This window comes from Paraclostridium benzoelyticum (assembly GCF_001006285.1).
GTDB lineage: Bacteria > Bacillota > Clostridia > Peptostreptococcales > Peptostreptococcaceae > Paraclostridium > Paraclostridium benzoelyticum.
Genome location: NZ_LBBT01000338.1, coordinates 1 through 22,135 on the forward strand (window position 1 = coordinate 1; position 22,135 = coordinate 22,135).

Below are 22,135 nucleotides of genomic sequence, written 5' to 3' on the forward strand. Positions count from 1 at the left end.
AGATTAAAATATACATATAACATATACAATCAGGAGGTAATGATGGATATAGATTCACTAAACCCCGCCCAAAAAGAAGCGGTATTAAAAACAGAAGGGCCAGTGCTTATATTAGCAGGAGCTGGTTCAGGAAAAACGAGAGTTTTAACAACAAGAATAGCTCATCTTATGAAAAATAAAGGAGTACATCCTAGTAATATATTAGCAATAACATTTACAAATAAAGCTGCAAATGAAATGAAGGAAAGAGTTGAAGAAACTATAGATTCGGATGTTAAAGATATGTGGATAACAACTTTCCATTCATGCTGTGTTAGAATGCTTAGAAAAGATATAAATAGAATCGGATATAATAGATCTTTCGTTATATATGATAGCTCAGATCAAGTTACTTTAGTTAAAGATTGTTTAAAGGAATTAAACTTAAGTGATAAATCTTTTGAACCTAAAGTAGTTATAAGTTACATTTCTGGAGCAAAAGACAAATTATTAAGTCCTAAAGAATATAAAGATATGCATAGAAATGATGCGAGAATGAGTAAAATTGCAGATGTATATACTTTATACCAAGATCGTTTAAAAAGAAATAGTGCACTAGACTTTGATGACTTAATAATAAAAACTGTTGAGTTATTAAAAAAGGAAGAAAGTGTACTAGCATACTATATAAATAAATTTAGATATATAATGGTAGATGAGTATCAAGATACAAGTAAAGCTCAATATGAATTTATAAAGTTATTAGCCAAAGAGCATCAAAACATATGTGTTGTTGGAGATGATGACCAAAGTATATATGGATGGAGAGGTGCAGATATAAGAAATATACTTGAATTTGAAAGAGACTATGATGATGTTCATGTAGTAAAATTAGAGCAAAATTATAGATCAACTCAAGTTATATTAGATGCAGCCAATACGGTTATATCTAATAATATAGAAAGAAAGAGAAAAAAACTTTGGAGTGAGCAAAAAGAAGGCGAAAAGATTAAGATACAGGTAACATCAGACGAGATAGAAGAAGCAGATTTTGTTGCTGATAATATATGGAGAATTCATAGAAAACAAAACAAACCTTTTAAAGACTTTGCTGTATTATACAGAGCGAATGCACAAGCTCGTGCTATAGAGGATGCTTTAAATAGAAGTCAAATACCATATAATATATATGGAGGAACTAAATTCTATGAAAGAAAAGAAATAAAAGATTTAGTTGCATACTTAAGAGTTCTTCAAAATGTCCAAGATGATATATCTTTAAAGAGAATAATAAATGTTCCTAAAAGAGGAATTGGACTTAGAACAATAGAAAAAATAGAGGATAGAGCTAGTTTAAAGCAAGAGAGTATATTCTCCGTTCTTTTAGATGTAGATACTAACTCTGATATATCTACAAAAGCTAGAGCAAATATAAATGGATTTGTAGATTTAGTAGGAACTCTTAGAGTAATAAAGGATGCTTATTCAGTAAGTAAACTTATAGAAAAAGTTTTAGATGTTACTGGATATTTAGATGAACTTGAAAAAGATAAAAATGAAGACGCTCAAGACAGAATAGACAACTTAAAAGAGTTTATATCAATTGCTATTGAATTTGAAAATAGTAGTGAAGAAAAAGATTTAGAAACATTTTTAACTAATGTAGCTCTTACTTCAACAGAAAGTGATGATGAAGAAAATGACAGAGTATCACTTATGACAATCCATACATCTAAGGGACTTGAGTTTCCAGTTGTTCATTTAGTTGGTATGGAAGAAGGATTATTCCCTATATCTAGAGCAGTAAGATCTATGAGTGAATCTGATATAGAGGAAGAAAGAAGACTTTGTTATGTTGGGATAACAAGAGCTAAAAAAGAACTTTTTATGACACTTACAAAGAAAAGAACTCTTTATGGAAAAACTAATCCATCTATACAATCTAGATTTATGGAAGAACTTCCAGAGGAGTGTATAGAAAAATTAAATAAAGAAGAACATGAATTAAGCTACTCTAAAGCTAATTACAATATATTAGATAAATATAAGCAAAAATATATGAAATCTATGAACAAGGCTAGTGTAGCAAATAAGGTAAATGCCACTATAAAAGAAAGTAAACCAGAACCTACATCTGACGATATAAAATTAGGTTCAAAGGTTTATCATCCTAAGTTTGGGGTAGGAACTGTAGTAGCAGCTGTTGGATCTGATTTAACAATAGCTTTTAATAATCAAGGTATAAAGAAGATAAATAAAGAATATACGACACTTGATTTATTATAAAATAAAAGTTTTAAGGGGGAGTTGTAATGAATTCAAAAGAATTTGCAAGAAACTTAATAGGGTTTATAGAGAAAAGCCCTACAGCTTTTCACTCAGTAGAAACATCTGAAGAGTTATTAAAATTAAATGGGTTTAAAAAACTTGACTCAAGAGAAGCATGGAAACTAGAGCAAAATGGAAAATACTATACAACTAAAAACTCATCAGCAATAGTTGCATTTACAGTAAATACTAATAATCTAAAAGAAGATGGATTTAGAATAATAGGATCACATACAGATTCTCCATCTTTTAGAGTTAAGCCAAATCCAGAAATGGAAGTTGAAAAAACTTACTTAAAATTAAATACAGAATGTTATGGAGGTCCTATACTAAATACATGGTTAGATAGACCGTTAGCAATAGCAGGAAGAGTTGTACTTAAAGGAAAAAGTATATTAAGACCTGAGGAAACTTTAGTAAATATAAATAAACCTATATGTATAATTCCTAATTTAGCAATACACATGAATAGAGAAGTTAATGAAGGGGTAGCTCTTAACAAGCAAAAAGACATGTTACCATTAATGGGATTATTAAATGATTCTCTAGAAAAAGATAACTTCCTTTTAAAAACTATAGCTAAAGAATTAGGAAGAAAAATAGAAGAAATTATTGATTTTGATTTATTTTTATACGAATATGAAAAAGGAATGTTAATAGGGCCTAACGAAGAGATGATATCTTGTGGAAGATTAGATAATCTTTCAATGGCGCATGCTAGCTTACATGCACTTATAGATGCTAAATCATTAAATGGAGTAAATGTAGTTGCTGTATTTGATAATGAAGAAGTTGGAAGCTCAACTAAGCAAGGTGCTGATTCTAATATGTTATTAAATGTATTAGAAAGAATATCTTTATGTTTAGGTCAAAATAGAGAAGAATTTTTTAGAAGTTTATATTCTTCATTTATAATATCTGCAGACCTTGCACATGCAGTTCATCCAAATGTAGGAGAAAAGCATGATCCAACAAATAGACCTGTTATGGGGAAAGGGCCTGTTATAAAAATAAATGCAAACCAAGCTTATACTAGTGATAGTCAATCTATAGCTGTGTATAAAACTATATGTAAAGAAGCAGGAGTAAACTGCCAAGAATTTGTTAATAGATCTGATGTAAGAGGTGGAAGTACAATTGGACCTATATCATCTACGCATATAGATATACCATCTGTTGATGTTGGAAGTCCAATATTAGCTATGCACTCTATAAGAGAATTAGGATGCGTAGAAGATCATATGGATATATACAAAACTTTTAAAAAGTTTTATGAATTATAAGATTTAAATAGATAAATTAAAAAGGGGGGATGTATAAGAGGCTTTTACCTTTATACACCCCCTAAATTTATTATATAAATAAAAACTTAGGTTAGGAGTGAATTAGTATGAAAATAGGATTATGTTTAGCTGGTGGTGGAGCTAAAGGAGCCTTTCAAGCAGGTGTAATATATGGATTATATGAAAGAGGTTTAGACTTTGATTTAATATCAGGAACTTCAATAGGAGCAATAAATGGTTATTACATATACACAAAAAATGTTAACAAGTTGAAAGAAATGTGGATAAATATTCAGACAATTGGTGAAAACGGTGTCAAAATAGTTGATAATACTGTGGATAACTCTTTAGCAATTGATTTATTAAGCAAACTTGAGGATAACTCTAAAATTAAGAAAAACTTTTATGTAAATTATATACAAATTGATAATTCAAGAATGAATGAAGTTGTAGTAGATATATCAAAAGAAAGTTATGAGCAAGGCCTAGACAGTATAAAATATAGTTCACTGCTTCCTTTTAGACCTTCAAAAGATTTAAGTCCATCGGAACAATTTAAAAAAGATTTAATAGATGGAATATATAATGGATATAAATTAGATGGAGGAATGATAAATAATACGTTACTAAAACCATTGATAGATGAAAAAGTTGATAAAATTGTATTAATAACTATGAATAAAGATTTTGAAGTACCAGATTATGTAAAGCAGTCATATAAGGAAGAAAATATAATTGTAGTAAAACCTAATATAGAATTTAGTAAAAATGCTACTTTAAATTTTGAAGGAGAATTTTGCAAACAAATTTTTAATGAAGGATATGAAATATCTAAATCTTTAAATATTCTAGGCTAATAAATGGGAATTAGGCTCAAAATGTTGAATAAATCTGCGTATGCTAGTATAATAAAAAGGTTCTGAATTTGAAATATAAAAATGGAGTTGATATAAACTATGGCAACTAAAAGAATTGCTGTACTAGGTGGACCTAGATGTGGAAAGACAACATTAATACAACATTTATACGTTGAAATGAAAATAGCAGGCTTAGATGTAGGTTATGCGTTAGAGTACTCAACAGAATATTTAAGAGACAAAGGCATGATAGAAACTATATCTGAACAATATGGTATATACTTAGGTCAAAAGAAAATAGAAGATGATTTATCAGGATTTGAATATGCACTAACTGATTATGCTACATTTGTACCATATGTATATGGAAGATTTATGTTAGGTGATAGAAAAAGAACTAATAAAGAAATTCAAATTTTAAAAGACTTATATTGTCTAGCTATAGAAGATATACAAAACTATGATATGATAGTTTATGTTCCAAGACAATTTGGATATGTTAAAGATGGAGTTAGATGGCAAGATGAAAGTATTGCTATACAAATAGATGAAGCTATATTAAGTTTCTTAAAGTCTGAAAATATAAATTATGTAGAAGTATCAGGATCTACTAAAGATAGAGCAAAACAAATTTTAGATTTATTAGATATTAAATACGAAGAAACTGAATTGTTAGATTCAACTAATGAAAAATAGGCTGCTTAAATAAGTAGCTTATTTTTGTGATTTTTTATTATTATTGGTATATAATATAAAATGAGAATAAAAAAAACTCATAAGAAAGGAAGTACATAAAATGGAAAATAAGAACCCTATAGTAACTATAGAAATGGAAAATGGAAAGCAAATAAAAGTTGAGTTATATCCACATATAGCTCCTAATACTGTTAAAAACTTTGTATCTTTAGTAGAATCAGGATACTATGATGGAGTTACATTCCACAGAGTTATACCTGGATTTATGATACAAGGTGGATGCCCTGATGGGAATGGAATGGGTGGACCAGGATATTCAATAAGAGGAGAATTCACTCAAAATGGACACACTAATAACTTAAAGCATGATAGAGGAGTTATATCAATGGCTAGAACAATGGCTCCAAACTCAGCTGGATCACAATTTTTCTTAATGCATGCTAATTCTCCACACTTAGATGGACAATATGCATCATTTGGTAGAATAATTGAAGGGATAGAAGTTGTTGATGAAATAGCTTCTGTAAGAACAGATAGAATGGACAAGCCTCAAACTCCACAAGTAATGAAAAAAGTTACTGTTGAGACATTTGGAAAAGACTATTCAGACGTAGAAAAAATGTAGTGAATAGATTGTAGGATTGTATATTGATTTCCTTTACACGACAAACTGCGTTTGTAAGTGTTACGAAAGATCCTAACTCAATCCCACTTTGCTTTTATGGATGAGAAGAGTGAAGAATATAAAGGAAGAGAGATTCTTAAATTTTAAGAATCTCTCTTTTTAGTTTTTGTTAATTATTTTATAGTTAAAAAACATAATTATATAGATTATTATTTGTATTTTCTATATTTATAGAAAATGAAAAGTAAGTGTAGTAGAATTAAAGCGACATAAATTGTAAAAGAATGATTTATAATACATTGTTTTCAATTAAATTCAGATAAAGGGGAACTGATTATGAGCGATTATAAAGATGAAATGAATGCAATTGAAAGAAAAGCAGCGTACTTTAGAGGGGAAAGAGTAGATAGATTACCTTGCAGTTTAATGTTTGAGGAAACTGCAGCGGTTTATGCAGGTATAGATGTAGAAGAATATTATTTTGATTCTGACAAAATGTTAGAAGCTGAAAAATATATAGTAAGGGAACTTGGAGTAGAGAGTGCTGGAATTAATGTTACCCTAAGAGGTATGGGTGAAGCGTTTGGAAGTAAAATGGGATATAATTCAGATAGGGCATCGCATTTAATCGAACCAGCATTAAAGGATTACAAAATGTTACAGAACATGGATATAGTAAATCCATTAAAGGATGGAAGATTACCAATAATACTGGATTCTTTAGGAAAAATAAAAAAAGAATTAGGAAAAGAAGTAAGTATCGGAAGTGGGGTATCAGGTCCGATTAGTGCAGCTTCAGCTGTTAGAGGTACTACAAATTTAGTTAGAGATATGATTAAGGATAAAGAAAATGTACATAAATTATTAGATTTAATGACAGAGTGTAATTTAGCTTATGCAAAAGAAGTATATGAACGTTATGGACTAGTTTGTGGAATTGGAGATCCAATATCTTCGGCTGATTTAATAAGTCCGAAACAATTTAGAGAATTTGCAAAACCATATCTTGAAAAAACCATAAATGGAATTTATAAAATTACTGGACAGAAAACAACATTACATATTTGCGGGAAAACAAAAGGTATATGGGAAGATATTGCAGATATGAATTTGTCTGCATTCAGTGTAGATAACTGTGAGGATATAGAACTTCTTAAAAATGTAATTGGAGATAAAATGTGTATAATAGGAAATATAGATCCTGTATCAATAGTAAGGAATGGATCTATAGATGATGTATATTCAAGTGTAAAAGAATGTATAGTAAAAGCTAGTGATAGTCCTAATGGATATATAGTAGCTTCTGGCTGTGATATACCTGCAGGAGCTCCTATAGAAAATATAAAAGCAGTAACAGAAGCTACTAAGAAATATAGTAAGGGAATAAAAATCGGAGAGCGTGCTGATTGGAAATAATAGTATAATAAATAAGAGAGAGGTTTAAATCTCTCTCTTATTTATTATACTATTATTTTTACACAAAAACAGTATTTAATAAAATAGGGAGTAGAGATATTAATATCTCTACTCCCATAAGTTTACTAAATATTATATATTTTTCTTAACAGCTTCTGTTAAATTTGGAACTAATTGTTTCTTTCTAGAAACAGCTCCTTCAACAAATACTCCTTGAGAAGCATTAACTCCAAATGCATCAGATATTATTTTATCTTCAGCTTTGTATATTAGATAAGATCCTTCTTTTATTATATCAGTAATAGCTAATACTAACATATCAAAGTCAGTGTTGTTTATATAGTTTAAGAATTCATCTTGCTTATTAAGAACAGCATCTATGTCTAAAGTAAATACTTGTCCTATTCCAACTTTTTTACCTTCCATATCAAAAGGTTTGAAATCCATATTTACTATTTCTTCAACAGTAAATCCATCTAATGAAGAACCAGCTTTAAACATATCCATAGCATATTTTTCAACGTCTACTTTAACTATTTTATTTAATTCTTCAACAGCTTTTTTGTCCATATCTGTAGTAGTTGGAGATTTGAATAATAAAGTATCTGATAGTATAGCAGACATTAATAATCCAGCTATCTCATAAGGTATTTCTATATTATTTTCCTTAAACATTTGAGTTATTATTGTACAAGTACATCCAACTGGCATTAATCTCATTGATAAAGGAGTAGAAGTTTGCATTCCTCCTAATTTATGATGGTCAACTACTTCAACTAATTCTGCATCTTCTAAGCCATCTATACTTTGTCCGTATTCATTATGGTCTACTAGAACAACTTGAGGTTTACCTTCTAGTACTAAGTTAGCATCATCCTTGCATATATTTGATATAGAAGATAATACAGTTGGAGCATCCACTTTGAAGTAGTCTAAAACATATTGAGCTTCTTTTCTTACTTCACCTAAAGCGTAAGCTTTAGCTGTATTTCCTAATTGATTTTTTAAGTATGTTAATGATATTGATGAACAGATAGAATCTGTATCTGGGTTTTTATGACCGAAAACTAATAAAGTCATTTTAAATCTCCTTTCATATTTAAAAAAATTTATGGATTAATTTTTCTTAAGTTAACAAAATTAAAAACTTTAATCGTAGCTTATATTATATCAAAAGGAGGGAAAAATTTGCTACAAAAACACAAAAAAATTAATAAGAATAAACTTTTAATACTGTTTATATTTATAGGTATTTTAATAGGGGGGATAATTTCATCAAGACTAATTTTTTCCGAAAAACCACCACAGGATACATCTAAGGTATTAAATACAATAGAAAAAGTAGCAGAACTTTCAACTTCTAAGTACAATTATAGCAATATAGTTACTATTACTAAGGATAAGAGTTTTAAAAATATTAAAATCCCATTCACAGAAAAATCTTTTATTATAAAGTATAATGGTATAGTAAAGGGTGGCGCAAACTTAAAAGACATAACAATTGCAAATAATACGAGAAATTCAATAACTATAAACATTAATAAGTGGGGTATAATAGAACACTACATAGATGAAGAAAATATATATATATATGATGTGAAAAATGCATTGTTCAATAGAGTTGAGGTAAATGAGGTTTTAAAAGAACTATCTAATAGCAAGAAAGAATATGAAAAGAAAGTTATAGATGAGGGATTTTTGGAGGAAGTTAAAATTAGTATAAAGAAAAATTTAGAAGGTAATCTAAAGAATTTAGGATACAAAGAGGTTATTATAAACTTTAAAGAATAGTAATATATTAAAAAAATAGAGCTGTTGATTTAATAATCAATAGCTTTATTTTTATACAAAAAATTACATAGGATAGATTTTTAAAATGTATTTTAAAAAATATTTTTAGAAATAGATAAAAAATTAACGAAAAAATATTGACAATTGTTTTCTCAGGATATATTATATAAACATAAAGTTTGTTAATTAACTAACATTGATATAAATCAACTAATATCTTGGGAGGATTTTAAAATGACTAAAGAAGCTAAAAAGGTAGTAAATATAAATGGTTCGAAAGAAATGACAGCATCTGAAAAGGTGGATAACTTAGTTGAAAAAGCTAATATAGCTAAGGCTGAGATGCTAAAATTAGATCAAGAAGCTATAGATAAAATTGTTAAAGAAATGGCAATGAAGGGGCTTGATAAGCATATAGAACTTGCACAACTTGCTGTAGATGAAACTAAAAGGGGAGTTTTTGAAGATAAAGTAACTAAAAACATATTTGCAACTGAGTACGTTTATAATAGTATAAAGTACAAGAAAACAGTTGGTGTTATAGAGGAAAATGAAGAAGAAAATTATAAGTTAATAGCAGAACCTATAGGTGTTATTGCAGGAGTGACTCCTGTAACAAACCCAACTTCAACAACTATGTTTAAATCTATAATAGCTATGAAAAGTAGAAATCCAATTATATTTAGCTTCCATCCATCAGCACAAAAGTCTTCATCTGAAGCTGCTAAGATCGTTAGAGATGCAGCTATAGCAGCAGGAGCACCAAAGGATTGTATTCAATGGATAGAAGAACCATCAATTGAAGCTTCAAATGCTTTAATGAAAAATGATGGAGTGTCATTAATATTAGCAACAGGGGGACCAGGTATGGTTAAAGCTGCATACTCTTCTGGAAAACCAGCATTAGGAGTTGGAGCAGGAAACGTACCATGTTATATAGAAAAAACAGCTGATGCAAAACAAGCAGTAAACGATTTAATATTATCAAAAACATTTGATAATGGTATGATATGTGCATCAGAACAAGCTGTAATAATAGATGAAGAAATATATGACGAAGTAGTAGGATTAATGAAATCTTATGATTGCTATTTTGTAAATAAAGAAGAAAAAGAGTTATTAGAAGGATTAGTTATAAACAAAGAAAGTTGTACGATAAATGCCGATATAGTAGGACAAAGTGCTTATAAGATAGCTCAAATGGCAGGTATAAAGAATACACCTAAAAATGCAAAAATATTAGTTGCTGAACTTGAAGGAGTTGGGAATGACTATCCACTATCTAAAGAAAAATTAAGTCCAGTATTAGCTTGTTATAAGGTAAAAGGATATAAAGAAGGAATACAAAAATGTGTAGAAATGACAGAGTTTGGAGGTCTTGGACATTCTGCAGTTATACATTCAAATAACGACGATATAATATTAGAATTTGGTAAAAAGGTTAGAACAGGTAGATTACTTGTAAATGCACCTTCAACTCATGGAGCAATAGGTGATATATATAATGTAAATATGCCATCATTAACGTTAGGATGTGGATCTATGGGGAATAACTCAACAACAGACAATGTGTCAGCAGTAAACTTAATAAATGTTAAAAAAGTTACTATGAGAAGAAATAACATGCAATGGTTTAGAATACCAGAAAGAGTTTACCATGAGTTTGGATCAGTTAGCTATTTAGAGAAAATGGCAGATACTAATAGAGTTATGATAGTTACAGATAGAATGATGGTTCAATTAGGATATGTAGAAAAGTTAACTTATCATTTAAGAAAGAGAAATAATCCAGTTATGATTGAAGTATTTTCAGATGTAGAACCAGATCCATCAGTAGATACTGTATTAAATGGTGCAAATATGATGAGACAATTTAAACCTGACACTATAATAGCTTTAGGTGGAGGATCATCAATGGATGCAGCTAAAGGTATGTGGTTATTCTATGAAAATCCTGAGGTTAACTTCGATGATTTAAGGCTGAGATTTATGGATATAAGAAAGAGAGTATTTAAGTTCCCTAAGTTAGGAAGACAGGCAAAAATGGTAGCTATACCTACAACTTCAGGAACAGGTTCAGAAGTTACATCTTTTGCAGTAGTAACGGATAAAGTTAATAACGTAAAATATCCTTTAGCAGATTATGAGTTAACTCCAGATATAGCAATAATAGATCCTAACTTTGTTATGACAGTTCCTAAAGCTGTTACAGCAGATACAGGAGTAGACGTATTAACTCATGCAATAGAAGCATATGTTTCAGTTATGGCTACTGATTATACAGATGCATTAGCTATAAAAGCTATACAAATGGTATTTGAATACCTTCCAAGAGCATATAAAGATGGCAGTGATAAAGAAGCAAGAGAAAAAATGCACAATGCATCATGTATGGCAGGTATGGCATTTGCAAATGCATTTTTAGGAATAAATCACTCATTAGCTCATAAATTAGGGTCAGAGTTCCATATATCACATGGTAGATCCAATGCAATATTATTACCATATGTTATAAGATATAATGCGACTAAACCAACTAAGTTTTCAGCATTCCCTAAATATAAATCATTCGTAGCTGATAAGAAGTATGCTGAAATAGCAAGATACTTAGGGTTAAAAGCTAAAACTGCAGAAGAGGGAGTTGCTAGTTTAATAGATGCTGTAAATAAATTATTAGTTGAACTTAATATACCAAGAACAATTGCTGAATGCGGAGTAAGTGAAAAAGATTTTACAGCTGCAGTTGATAAGTTAGCTTTAGATGCATTTGATGATCAATGTACACCAGCTAATCCAAGATATCCACTTGTATCAGAATTAAAAGATATATACTTAACTGCATTTGGAAAAGTTGATAAAAAATAAGAAATGAGAATTTTCAGAAAATAAATTGACTAGTGAAGAATGGTATACTATACTTTGATTATAAGTAATAAATAAAGGGGCCTATTAAGGCCCCCTTATTTATTTGCAATTATAGTGCTTGTTTAGTAAAAATTACTTTTTCCTTATCGTTTTTAATAGATATACTTGAATTTGAGTAATCAATTTCAAAGTTTGCGAATGCAGAGAATAAATCAATATCTCTCATAAGATGCACTGTCATTAAATTATTTAATTTATTGAATCTAAGTATTATTGATCTAACGAATGGAAATTGTAACCTTGATGCAAAGAAGATGCTACTATCGCCACAATCTATATCTAAGCTTCTATAATTAATATCAATAAATAAATCTATATCGTTATCTTCCTCTCTTATAATTCTATAGTCAAATTCTGTATCTAAATTTAAATTTCCTATTTTAATCATAAACAACAACTCCTTAATAGTTATTAATAAACTATTATACTCCAAAAATTTTAAATATCAATATTATAATAAAAAAAGAGCTTTCATCGGGGGAACGAAAGCTCACAATTGGGGAGATTGAGTTAAATATTGTTTAAATATTTATATATTATATTATTACCTCAATTTTAAGTTTTATAACACAAAAATCAAAAAAACTCCCTAAAATTTTAGGGAGAAAGAATTATTTTTTATTTATAAACTTAGGGCCTAAGTATTTTTTTATATCTTCTTCTGAAGAAAAGTCATCTAATAGTATTTCTCTACCGCTATCTTCTAATATTACTAAAACTTCGCAATCACCTTGTAAGAAGAATTTTCTAACAGTATCTTCTCTTACTTCCCTAACTTTAGTTACGTTTTTTTTCTTCTTTTCATAATCTTTTGTATAGTAACTTTCCATCATATTTATAACTTTTGTATATCTATTCATATAAAAGTACCTCCTAATAAGTTTCGAAAAAATATGTTATAATAAGTGTTTGTATTAACCTAATAATTATAACAAGGAGTATTAATAATGGCTAGCCTAAAAAAGATTGATATAGAGAAAAGCATAAATTTTGCAAAAGAAAATAAGTTAATAGATGAGTTAAATAAAGTATATGAATCTGTACCTAATGGAAATTGTACAGGGTGTGGTAATTGTTGTATGGAATCAGTAGGTATAAATTTAATTGAATTTATAAATATATACCATTATTTAAGCCTTGATGAAGATTTAAGAAAAAAATGTTTGAGCAAGGTTATAGATTATTATCTCTTAGAATATGTAAAAAAGAGTCCTTGTCCATTTAAAGATGAAAATAATAGATGCTTAATTTATGAAGTGAGACCTTTAAATTGCAGAATATATGGACACTGGACAAAAGAGGACTATAACTCAAACTTAGAAAATATAAGTAATAGAAATAAAGAGTATGCATCTTTAATAAAAGATAAATATAAATTTGAAATTAATAATGATGTTGTGAATTTTAAAATAAATTACTGTGAATCATTTAAACCAAATGATAGATATTTGAGAAAAGATGAAAGACTTAACTTTGCAGATTCTATGATGGTATTAGATTCGAAAATTTATTCAAAAGGAATAATGAATATAGAATTCAAGGATAGAGGTATCGTAGAGTATTTTATAGAATCATTATTATACGAAGATACAGCTTATAACATAAAAATAAGAGTATCAAAAGATGAGAGCGTTAGAAAGTGTGCTTTAGATAGATTAAAAACAATAGTATTGTAAGGTGATTCTAATGAGATTTAAAAATATAAAAGGAAACTCTTTTTACATAAGAGGAGGAACAAACACTGGGGTTTATGTGTTTAATGATAAAAGTGCTTTGATTATAGATCCAGGGCTTCCAGGTGTTAGACCTAGAAATATAATTAGAGACTTAGAAAAAGAAGGAATAACCATAAAATGGATGATAAATACGCATGAACACAATGACCACTATGGAGCGGGATATCAATTTAAAGAAAAATACCCTAATTTAGTAAATATGTCTAGTTTCTATTCAAAGTTGTATATAGATAATCCTATCTTATTTTCTACATATATAATGGGTGGAAATACTAATGAATTTTTTGATAATATATTAATGAGTAAAAATATGAAAAATGTAAGTATAGATAGGACCATAAAACCAGGAAAATTACATATAAATGGCGAATATATAGAAATAATTGATTTAAAAGGCCATACAGCTGGTTCAATAGGAGTACTAACTAAAGATAAGGTGCTTTTTTTAGGAGACATGCTGGTAGGAGAGGAACTTTTATATAAGTTTGATTTATTATTTATATTTGATGTAGAAGCATATTTAGATTCATTGGATTTATTACATACAATAGATTTTGAATATGCTGTGCTAGGTCATTGTAAAAAAGAGTTAGATAAATTAGAAACATTAGACTTGGTGAAAAAACATAGAGAATCAGTGAATAAATATTTAAAGCAAATAAGAAATATAATTAAAGAGCCTACAAGCTTAGAGTCTATTTTGAAAATTATATTGAATGAGAATAATTTAAGTTATAATTATAAAGAATACCATTTCTTTAAGTCGACCTTGGTTGGAATGATAAGTTACCTAAATAAATTAGGTGAAATTAAATATTTTATAGAAGATGGAGATGTTCTTTATTATACAAAATGAATATAATTTATGTTAAAATATAGAAGTTGACAAATCTGAAAATAAAGGGTGAGAAATAATGGAATACGAAAAGTGGGATAAGATACTTGTTCCTTATGAACACGCTGTGGAAGAACTAAAAGTTAAATTTAAGAATATAAGAAAAGAATTTTTAAAAAGAGGAGAGTATTCTCCAATAGAGTTTGTAACCGGAAGAACTAAAAAAATTTCATCCATAATATCAAAAGCAAAAAGGCTGGATATTGCTAATTTGGAAGATATGGAAGATATAGCTGGAATAAGAATAATGTGTCAATTCGTTGAAGATATATATACTATAGTGGATCTTATAAAATCAAGAAATGATATGGAAATAGTCTACGAAAAGGATTATATTGAAAACTTTAAAGACAGTGGATATAGAAGTTACCACGTAATAATAAGATATCCTATAAATACTGCGTTAGGATACAAAGAAATTTTATGTGAGATTCAAATAAGAACTCTAGCTATGAACTTTTGGGCTACTATAGAGCATTCTTTAAAATATAAATATGAACACTACATACCAGAGGATTTAGCTATGAGATTAAGAAGAGCGGCTGATGCAGCATTTTTACTAGATCAAGAGATGAGCGAAATTAGAGAACATATAATGAAAGCCCAAGTTATGTATCAAGTTAAATCTATAACGGTTAGAGATGTTTTAGGAAAAATACAAGAGCTTTACGATTTAGGTGAAACTCATAAAGCTATAGTATATCAAAGAAGATTAGATAGGATTGATACGGAAAGAGATATAACTGAAATACTAGCTTTAAAAAATGAGATAGATACTCTTTTAGAAGGGTATAATAAAAAAAGAAGAGAGTAGTAATCTCGCTTCTTTTTTTTACGCTTAAGAAAAGTATGATTATTAAAAATATATGGAAAATCTATGAAACTTATTTATATCAATATTATATGTTTTGAGCGTAAAAAAGTTTTTGAGCAACGGACTAAGTCGTTGGCGACATAAAGTGGTTCGCAGACGTAGTCGCTCAAGCGAAGCGAATTTTACGCTTAAGAAAATCAATATAATTAGAAAGGACATTAACATGAGTTTATATGCAATAGGAGATTTACATTTTTCAACTGCTGTTAATAAGCCTATGAACATATTTGGAGATAACTGGGATAATCACGAAGAAAAGATAATTAATAGTTGGAAAAGTAAAGTTAATGAAGAAGATACAGTCTTAATTGTTGGCGATACATCTTGGGCTATAAATATGAACGAGGCAGAAGCAGATTTAAATATAATACATAGTCTTCCTGGAAAAAAGATATATGTAAAAGGAAACCATGACTATTGGTGGACTACAGTAGCAAAATTAAATAAATTGTATGATGACATGAGTTTCTTACAAAACAACTTTTATCAATATGAAGAATATGCAATTTGTGGAACTAGAGGCTGGATATGCCCTAATGATGTTAAGTTCACAGAAGACGATGAGAAAATTTATAAAAGAGAAGCTCATAGATTAAAACTTTCGTTAGATGCAGCTAATAAGGCTGGATTTAAAAAGATAATAGTTATAACTCATTATCCACCGACTAATGATAAATTAGACCCATCTTTGTTTACAGAAATATATGAGTCTTACGGAGTTGAAAAAGTGGTATATGGGCATTTACATGGAAAAGAATCATTTAAAATGGGATTAAAGGGAATTAGAAATGAAGTTGAATATAATTTGGTATCTTGTGATTATGTAGATTTTAATTTAATAAAAATTATGGATTAATTAATAAAATATGGTAAATACTATTGATATATCAAACCTGAAATATAAACTTTAGGTAAAGGAGTTGTTAATGTGAGATGGGCATTAGTAATTTTACTTTTATATATATTGCCTTTATGGATCTTGTTTAAAAATAAAGAAGATTTTAAAAGGGCAAGCATATATGGAGGTATGTATGTAGTAGTTGCCACTGTTATAGTAATCTGTAATATATATATAAGCACGATAAATAAAATAGAAGAAATTTTAGAATATAGAAGTTATGCTTTTAATGAACAGTATGAAGATAATCAAGAAGCCAAATATAAAAATGAAAAAATAGAAGTTAAACAATCCGATTTAAAAGAAACTAAGAAAGTTGAAAATAGTGAAAAGCAATCTTCAAATACAGAGAATGATTCTAAGAAAGAAGAATCTAATACAAATGAAGTAGATAGCGTATCTATGCAAAAAAGTGATAAAGAGACAATACAAAATTTTAAAAGCGAAATATATAAAATAGAAAGAAAAGCATTAGTACCTATGAGGGAATGTCTTCCGAATACTAAAAATTTAGATATAAATGTTAATACTATAAACAAAGCTAAAAAAGATGTTGCATATGCTAAAGAAATGTGTGATGAAGTAGTGCAAACTTACGAAGATATGGAAGTACCTAAACTTTCTAATGAAGATGCAACTAATCAATTAGAATATTCTAAAATATGTGTACAAAAAGCTTATATCTTAAGGGGCAAAGCTATGGAATGTGCACAAAACATGTTAAAAACTAAAAACTTAAAGTATATAAGCCAGATAAAAGAGTATCTTAGCTTATCTGATAATGAAATTAAGAATTTTGTAGATACAATAAAAAGTTTATAGAAATTTGATATAATGTTTAACGTAGAACATAAAAAGCTTGTATTGTACAAGCTTTTTTTACGCTTTAAAAGGGATACTTACTAAAAAATGTAGATAAATTATAAAAGTTATTTATACATATAAACAATCAAAGTGAATTTTTTTAAAACACAAACATATACTAAATAGTGTTATTTTGATTTATAATATCTAGTATGTTATAATGTGTTAACTACAATAATATAAAGTTTTATTTGGAGGTAAAAATGGGAAAGTTAAATATATGCATAGATATAGATGGAACGATAACTAATCCATATCATTTTATTCCGTACTTAAATGATATGTACAATAAAAAAATAACAGAAGAAGATTGTGTAACACATAAATTAGAAGAATTATATCAAGTTGAACTAGATGATTTATTACAATCATTTCACACTGATTTCATACATGCTTACAAAGAAGCTAATGTTGTAGATGGAGCTAAAGAAGTTATAAAGGAATTAAATGAAAATCATAACTTGTACTTTGTTACAGCTAGAAGTGAGATATTGAAGGATATAACTACAGGATGGCTATCTGATAATGATTTAGGATATATAGATGTACACTTATTAGGAAGTGATTACAAAGTTAGCAAAGCAAAAGAATTAGAATGTAATATATTTATAGAAGATAATCCAAGTAACGCTGAACAATTGGCATCTGAAGGATTAACTGTGTTATTATTAGACAATAATTATAACAAGAATATTGAAAATGAAAATATAATAAGAGTAAAAAATTGGGATGATATAAAGGCATTTATATTAAGTCTCCAATAAACTTAAAGTGGGGGGCTAGATAGTTGTTAGAAGTTAAAATAAATAATAAAAAACAAACAATAAGTATAAAAAGTAAAGATATAAAACACATGTTAAGTGAACGCGAAGACTTTGTTAGTGTTCAAGATATATCTAAAGATATAAAAGAAGACAGTATAATGGCATTTGATTGTCAGTTAGATGATAGTATGTTTTCAGTAGAAGAGATTAATGAACTACTTGAAGAACTAGGTGAAGAAGCTACTGTAGAAGAATTTCAAATATTATTTGAAGATGTAAGAGCTTTTGTAAAAGATATTACAGATGAAATTGAGTCGGATTTAAGAGAACAGTATTTAAATGATGATATAAGATGCTTTTTTAATGTGTATAGTATAGATGAAACATTTACAGATTTTAAGTTGGTATTTGTAATAAGCTTTAAAGATATAAGCATTGCATCACTTACTAGTTTGACTGAGTTAATAGGAAAAAAACAATTAAATGGAGATTCTAAATTTTATAGCTAAAAATAGTTTTGGGGATGCCTTAAATAAAAACATTTAAGACACCCCTATTTTAATGTAAAAGAATATAAATTGTAATAATGAAAAATTAAAAGTATAATAATACCTATAAAATAAGATGAATAAAAATAAAAGAAAGGATGGAAATGAGATGCCACAAATAAAAATAAGAGGAATAAATGAAACTGATGTATGTAAAATAAGCGAGAATATGATAGATAAATTAGTTGAAGCAGTTAAATGCCCAAGAGATTATTTTGAAATAGAGTGTATAAAGTCAGTTGCTATAAGAGATGGGAAGATTGCAGAGGTATATCCTTTTGTAGAAGTTGCATGGTTTGATAGAGGACAGGAAGTTCAAGATGTAGTTGCTAAAATTATAACTGATAGTATAAGAAATAATTTAGATGTAGAAAGTATGGATTTAGCTTTTACAGTTTTTGAGAAAGAAAAGTATTATGAAAATGGAGAACATTTTTAAAGGAAGGTACAGATTATGGCTAAAAAACAACGATTAGATAAAGTACTTTCTAACCTAGGATATGGAAGTAGAGCTGAAATAAAGAGAGATTGCAAAAATGGACTAGTTAAAGTAAATGGGAAAATAGAAAATAACCCGGGTCTTCAAGTTGATACAGATAAAGATATTATAAATTTTGATGGAGAAACTATAGAATATAAAGAATTTATATACTTAATGTTAAACAAACCAGATGGATATATATCAGCTACTTTTGATAAACATGATCCTATAGTTTTAGATTTGATAGATAAGAAATCATTAGCATTTGAACCGTTTCCAGTAGGAAGATTAGATAAGGATACTGAGGGATTATTAGTATTAACTAATGATGGACAATTATCACATAGGGTTTTATCACCAAAGAGTCATGTTCCTAAAACTTACTTTGCAGAAATTGATGGAGTTGTAACAGAAGATGATATAAAAGCTTTTAAAGAAGGAGTAATATTAGATGATGGCTATAAAACTATGCCAGCAGAACTTATTATTCTTGAAAGTGGAGATGTATCTAAAATAGAACTTACTATACATGAAGGAAAGTTTCATCAAGTAAAAAGGATGTTTGAAAGTGTAGACAAAAAAGTTATGTACTTAAAGAGACTTTCTATGGGAAAACTAAATCTAGATGAAAGTTTAGAGTTGGGAGAATATAGAGAATTAACAGAAGAAGAAGTTAAATTAATAGAAGAAAGATAATTTTGTATACGGAGGATTAAAGAGTGAAAAGAAGAGATATTATAGAATTTGAGATAGATAAAATGGAATTTGGAGGAACGTCAGTAAGTCGTTTAGGAAATAGAGACATATATATGAAAGGCGGCATAACTGGACAAAAAGTTAAGGCTTCAGTTAAAAAGACTAAGAGTGGAAAAGCGGAAGTAAAAATGATGGAACTTTTAGAAAACTCACCACTAGAGACTGAAACACCATGCAAGCATTTTAACGTATGTGGTGGGTGTAGTATGTTATCTGTGCCTTATGAAAAACAATTAGAAATAAAAGAAAGACAAGTAATGGATTTATTTTTAGAGCAAGATATATTTGGATTTAACTTCCAAGGTATCGAGCAAAGTCCTCAAACTAAAGAATATAGAAACAAAATGGAGTATACTTTCGGAGATGAAATGAAAGATGGACCATTAACTTTAGGATTACACAAAAAAGGGAAGCATATTGATATTTTAACTGTTGATGGATGTTTTTTAGTAGATAATGATTTTATAAAAGTTTTAACATCTACAGTAGAATATTTTAACGAAAAGAATGCACCTTATTACAGAAACATGAGTCATAAAGGTTATTTAAGAAATCTTGTAGTAAGAAAAGGTATAAATACAAATGAAATGATGGTTAATATTGTTACATCATCTCAAGAAAATTTCGACATGACAGAATATAAAGATATGCTTCTAAACTTAGACTTAAAAGCTGATTTAGTAAGTATATTACACACAATAAATGACGGGTTAGCAGATGCAGTTAATTGTGATGAATTAAGAGTTTTACACGGAAGAGATTATATACAAGAGGAACTTTTAGGCCTTAAATTTAAAATATCTCCATTTTCATTCTTCCAGACAAACACTAAAGGTGCTGAAGAATTATACAAAATAGCTAGAGAGTTTGTCGGGGAACATAATGATAAGGTAGTATTTGACTTATATAGTGGGACTGGAACAATAGGACAAGTTATGGCTGAAAAAGCTAAAAAGGTTTATGGTATAGAAATTATAGAGGAAGCTGTTGAAGCTGCAAATAAAAATGCAAAGTTAAATAACTTAACAAATTGCGAATTCATAGCAGGGGATGTAGCTAAAACAGTTAATAAATTAAAAGCTAAGCCAGATATAATAATAGTAGACCCACCAAGACCAGGAGTTCATAAAGATGCTATAAGAGACATATCAAAATTTGATTCTAAAGAAATTGTTTATATATCTTGTAATCCAAAAACCTTGGTATTAGACTTAGTAGAGTTTAAAAAATATGGATATGATGTAGAAAAGGTTAAATGCATGGATATGTTCCCAAATACTCCTCATGTTGAAACAATTGTAAAGTTACACAAGAAAAATTAAAATAATATAAATTAAAAAAGCTATCTCAATTTATGAGATAGCTTTTAATTTATATATTAAGCTTTGTTTACAGAACCGAATAATTCCATTTTTTCTTTAACAGTAGCTTTTATAGCTTCGAATCCTGGAGCTAAAACTTTACGAGGGTCAAAACCTTTACCTTGTAAATCTTTTCCTTCTTCTATATATTTACGAGTAGCAGCAGCGAAAGCTAATTGACACTCTGTATTAACATTTATTTTAGAAACACCTAAAGATATAGCCTTTTGTATCATATCAGCAGGTATACCTGTTCCACCATGTAAAACTAATGGCATGTCTCCTGTAGCATTGTTTATAGCTTCTAAAGCATCAAAGTTTAATCCAGCCCAATTTTCTGGATATTGACCATGTATGTTTCCTATACCAGCTGCTAACATATCAACACCTAAATCAGCTATTAATTTACATTCATTAGGGTCAGCAATTTCACCAGCACCAACAACACCATCTTCTTCTCCACCTATAGAACCAACTTCTGCTTCTACAGATATTCCCTTAGCATTTGCTATTTTTATTACTTCTTTTGTTTTTTCTATATTTTCTTCAATAGAATAATGAGAACCATCAAACATTACAGAAGAGAATCCTGCTTCTATTACTTTTAATGCTCCTTCATAACTACCGTGATCTAAGTGTAGAGCTACTGGAACTGTTATATTTAATTCTTCTAACATTCCATTAACCATACCAACTATAGTTTTATATCCACCCATGTACTTACCAGCACCTTCAGATACCCCTAGTATAACTGGAGAATTGTTTTCCTGAGCTGTAAGTAATACTGCTTTAGTCCACTCTAAGTTATTTATGTTGAATTGACCAACAGCATATTTACCTTCTCTAGCTTTGTTTAACATTTCTTTAGCTGAAACTAACATATTAAAAACCTCCATAAGAAAATTAACTTTAAAAAACAATAATTAAGATTGTTAAAAAGTTATGTATATACCTAATGCATATTATACCCTAAAAGGACAAAAATGAAAATAAAATATTAAATTAGATTTTTGTTTTGGATAAAAAAAGTTTTATAAAAATATTTAATATTATGTAAA

Annotated in this window: 22 protein-coding genes; 18 read left to right on the plus strand and 4 right to left on the minus strand. The window is 28.5% G+C overall.

Going from position 1 to position 22,135, the window contains the following annotated elements:
- Positions 1-42 precede the first annotated feature (42 nt).
- From VN21_RS16135 to VN21_RS16160, 6 genes are all read left to right on the plus strand, one after another.
- Positions 43-2,265: a DUF3553 domain-containing protein gene (locus tag VN21_RS16135; RefSeq protein WP_046824166.1), complete on the plus strand. Its 2,223-nt coding sequence runs from the start codon at positions 43-45 to the stop codon at positions 2,263-2,265.
- Between the two features lie 26 nt (positions 2,266-2,291).
- Complete coding sequence (locus VN21_RS16140; RefSeq protein ID WP_046824167.1) at positions 2,292-3,590, plus strand: M18 family aminopeptidase; 1,299 nt, start codon at positions 2,292-2,294, stop codon at positions 3,588-3,590.
- 107 nt (positions 3,591-3,697) lie between these two features.
- The gene (locus VN21_RS16145; protein ID WP_046824168.1) at positions 3,698-4,447 is read left to right on the plus strand and encodes a patatin-like phospholipase family protein; all 750 of its coding nucleotides are present in this window, start codon (positions 3,698-3,700) and stop codon (positions 4,445-4,447) included.
- Positions 4,448-4,546: 99 nt separating this feature from the next.
- Positions 4,547-5,143 carry an ATP/GTP-binding protein gene (locus VN21_RS16150; protein ID WP_046824169.1) on the plus strand — a complete coding sequence of 199 codons (597 nt, stop codon included), beginning with the start codon at positions 4,547-4,549 and terminating at the stop codon, positions 5,141-5,143.
- Positions 5,144-5,243: 100 nt separating this feature from the next.
- Positions 5,244-5,768 (plus strand): peptidylprolyl isomerase, encoded by a 525-nt coding sequence (locus VN21_RS16155; protein ID WP_021428410.1) that lies wholly within the window; start codon positions 5,244-5,246, stop codon positions 5,766-5,768.
- A 336-nt stretch (positions 5,769-6,104) separates the two neighbouring features.
- Positions 6,105-7,184, plus strand: a complete 1,080-nt coding sequence (locus VN21_RS16160; protein WP_046824170.1) for a methylcobamide--CoM methyltransferase — start codon at positions 6,105-6,107, stop codon at positions 7,182-7,184.
- 132 nt (positions 7,185-7,316) lie between these two features.
- Here the strand turns inward: VN21_RS16160 and VN21_RS16165 are convergent, their stop codons facing one another.
- Positions 7,317-8,264 carry a manganese-dependent inorganic pyrophosphatase gene (locus VN21_RS16165; protein ID WP_046824171.1) on the minus strand — a complete coding sequence of 316 codons (948 nt, stop codon included), beginning with the start codon at positions 8,262-8,264 and terminating at the stop codon, positions 7,317-7,319.
- Between the two features lie 108 nt (positions 8,265-8,372).
- Here VN21_RS16165 and VN21_RS16170 point away from each other — a divergent pair, with 108 nt between their 5' ends.
- Both VN21_RS16170 and adhE read left to right on the plus strand, forming a co-directional pair.
- Positions 8,373-8,975: a DUF4230 domain-containing protein gene (locus VN21_RS16170; RefSeq protein WP_046824172.1), complete on the plus strand. Its 603-nt coding sequence runs from the start codon at positions 8,373-8,375 to the stop codon at positions 8,973-8,975.
- A 234-nt stretch (positions 8,976-9,209) separates the two neighbouring features.
- Positions 9,210-11,840 carry a bifunctional acetaldehyde-CoA/alcohol dehydrogenase gene (gene adhE / locus VN21_RS16175; RefSeq protein WP_046824173.1) on the plus strand — a complete coding sequence of 877 codons (2,631 nt, stop codon included), beginning with the start codon at positions 9,210-9,212 and terminating at the stop codon, positions 11,838-11,840.
- A 109-nt stretch (positions 11,841-11,949) separates the two neighbouring features.
- Here adhE and VN21_RS16180 read toward each other — a convergent pair whose 3' ends face one another.
- Positions 11,950-12,288 carry a hypothetical protein gene (locus tag VN21_RS16180; protein WP_021428442.1) on the minus strand — a complete coding sequence of 113 codons (339 nt, stop codon included), beginning with the start codon at positions 12,286-12,288 and terminating at the stop codon, positions 11,950-11,952.
- Positions 12,289-12,511: 223 nt separating this feature from the next.
- A complete protein-coding gene (locus tag VN21_RS16185) occupies positions 12,512-12,760 on the minus strand; it encodes a hypothetical protein (protein ID WP_021428389.1) in 249 nt (82 codons plus the stop codon).
- 87 nt (positions 12,761-12,847) lie between these two features.
- Between VN21_RS16185 and VN21_RS16190 the strand changes: the two genes are divergently transcribed.
- The 10 genes from VN21_RS16190 (at position 12,848) to rlmD (ending at position 21,038) form a co-directional block, all read left to right on the plus strand.
- Positions 12,848-13,576, plus strand: coding sequence for a YkgJ family cysteine cluster protein (locus VN21_RS16190; RefSeq protein ID WP_046824174.1), 729 nt, complete (start codon positions 12,848-12,850; stop codon positions 13,574-13,576).
- Between the two features lie 10 nt (positions 13,577-13,586).
- Positions 13,587-14,492, plus strand: a complete 906-nt coding sequence (locus tag VN21_RS16195; RefSeq protein WP_046824175.1) for an MBL fold metallo-hydrolase — start codon at positions 13,587-13,589, stop codon at positions 14,490-14,492.
- A gap of 58 nt (positions 14,493-14,550) precedes the next feature.
- A complete protein-coding gene (locus VN21_RS16200; RefSeq protein WP_046824176.1) occupies positions 14,551-15,345 on the plus strand; it encodes a GTP pyrophosphokinase in 795 nt (264 codons plus the stop codon).
- Between the two features lie 223 nt (positions 15,346-15,568).
- The gene (locus tag VN21_RS16205; RefSeq protein ID WP_046824177.1) at positions 15,569-16,261 is read left to right on the plus strand and encodes a metallophosphoesterase; all 693 of its coding nucleotides are present in this window, start codon (positions 15,569-15,571) and stop codon (positions 16,259-16,261) included.
- Between the two features lie 72 nt (positions 16,262-16,333).
- On the plus strand, positions 16,334-17,125 hold the full coding sequence (locus tag VN21_RS16210) for a hypothetical protein (RefSeq protein WP_046824178.1): 792 nt from the start codon (positions 16,334-16,336) through the stop codon (positions 17,123-17,125).
- A 245-nt stretch (positions 17,126-17,370) separates the two neighbouring features.
- Positions 17,371-17,931 carry a 5' nucleotidase, NT5C type gene (locus VN21_RS16215; protein WP_021428469.1) on the plus strand — a complete coding sequence of 187 codons (561 nt, stop codon included), beginning with the start codon at positions 17,371-17,373 and terminating at the stop codon, positions 17,929-17,931.
- A gap of 23 nt (positions 17,932-17,954) precedes the next feature.
- Positions 17,955-18,440, plus strand: coding sequence for a hypothetical protein (locus VN21_RS16220; protein ID WP_046824179.1), 486 nt, complete (start codon positions 17,955-17,957; stop codon positions 18,438-18,440).
- A gap of 148 nt (positions 18,441-18,588) precedes the next feature.
- Complete coding sequence (locus VN21_RS16225; RefSeq protein ID WP_024619959.1) at positions 18,589-18,918, plus strand: DUF1904 domain-containing protein; 330 nt, start codon at positions 18,589-18,591, stop codon at positions 18,916-18,918.
- A gap of 15 nt (positions 18,919-18,933) precedes the next feature.
- Complete coding sequence (locus VN21_RS16230) at positions 18,934-19,656, plus strand: pseudouridine synthase (protein WP_046824180.1); 723 nt, start codon at positions 18,934-18,936, stop codon at positions 19,654-19,656.
- Positions 19,657-19,679: 23 nt separating this feature from the next.
- A complete protein-coding gene (gene rlmD, locus VN21_RS16235; protein ID WP_046824181.1) occupies positions 19,680-21,038 on the plus strand; it encodes a 23S rRNA (uracil(1939)-C(5))-methyltransferase RlmD in 1,359 nt (452 codons plus the stop codon).
- A 56-nt stretch (positions 21,039-21,094) separates the two neighbouring features.
- On the opposite strand, the gene fba is transcribed toward rlmD, so the two are convergent.
- Entirely contained in the window at positions 21,095-21,958 is an 864-nt protein-coding gene (gene fba / locus VN21_RS16240; RefSeq protein WP_046824182.1) for a class II fructose-1,6-bisphosphate aldolase, read from the minus strand.
- Between the last annotated feature and the right edge of the window lie 177 nt (positions 21,959-22,135).

Excerpts from the sequence above, each read along its gene's own strand:
- VN21_RS16135 (WP_046824166.1), top strand. The coding sequence starts at position 43 with ATGGATATAGATTCACTAAACCCCGCCCAAAAAGAAGCGGTATTAAAA.
- VN21_RS16140 (WP_046824167.1), top strand. The coding sequence starts at position 2,292 with ATGAATTCAAAAGAATTTGCAAGAAACTTAATAGGGTTTATAGAGAAA.
- VN21_RS16145 (WP_046824168.1), top strand. The coding sequence starts at position 3,698 with ATGAAAATAGGATTATGTTTAGCTGGTGGTGGAGCTAAAGGAGCCTTT.
- VN21_RS16150 (WP_046824169.1), top strand. The coding sequence starts at position 4,547 with ATGGCAACTAAAAGAATTGCTGTACTAGGTGGACCTAGATGTGGAAAG.
- VN21_RS16155 (WP_021428410.1), top strand. The coding sequence starts at position 5,244 with ATGGAAAATAAGAACCCTATAGTAACTATAGAAATGGAAAATGGAAAG.
- VN21_RS16160 (WP_046824170.1), top strand. The coding sequence starts at position 6,105 with ATGAGCGATTATAAAGATGAAATGAATGCAATTGAAAGAAAAGCAGCG.
- VN21_RS16165 (WP_046824171.1), bottom strand. The coding sequence starts at position 8,264 with ATGACTTTATTAGTTTTCGGTCATAAAAACCCAGATACAGATTCTATC.
- adhE (WP_046824173.1), top strand. The coding sequence starts at position 9,210 with ATGACTAAAGAAGCTAAAAAGGTAGTAAATATAAATGGTTCGAAAGAA.
- VN21_RS16180 (WP_021428442.1), bottom strand. The coding sequence starts at position 12,288 with ATGATTAAAATAGGAAATTTAAATTTAGATACAGAATTTGACTATAGA.
- VN21_RS16185 (WP_021428389.1), bottom strand. The coding sequence starts at position 12,760 with ATGAATAGATATACAAAAGTTATAAATATGATGGAAAGTTACTATACA.
- VN21_RS16190 (WP_046824174.1), top strand. The coding sequence starts at position 12,848 with ATGGCTAGCCTAAAAAAGATTGATATAGAGAAAAGCATAAATTTTGCA.
- VN21_RS16195 (WP_046824175.1), top strand. The coding sequence starts at position 13,587 with ATGAGATTTAAAAATATAAAAGGAAACTCTTTTTACATAAGAGGAGGA.
- VN21_RS16200 (WP_046824176.1), top strand. The coding sequence starts at position 14,551 with ATGGAATACGAAAAGTGGGATAAGATACTTGTTCCTTATGAACACGCT.
- VN21_RS16205 (WP_046824177.1), top strand. The coding sequence starts at position 15,569 with ATGAGTTTATATGCAATAGGAGATTTACATTTTTCAACTGCTGTTAAT.
- VN21_RS16215 (WP_021428469.1), top strand. The coding sequence starts at position 17,371 with ATGGGAAAGTTAAATATATGCATAGATATAGATGGAACGATAACTAAT.
- VN21_RS16225 (WP_024619959.1), top strand. The coding sequence starts at position 18,589 with ATGCCACAAATAAAAATAAGAGGAATAAATGAAACTGATGTATGTAAA.
- VN21_RS16230 (WP_046824180.1), top strand. The coding sequence starts at position 18,934 with ATGGCTAAAAAACAACGATTAGATAAAGTACTTTCTAACCTAGGATAT.
- fba (WP_046824182.1), bottom strand. The coding sequence starts at position 21,958 with ATGTTAGTTTCAGCTAAAGAAATGTTAAACAAAGCTAGAGAAGGTAAA.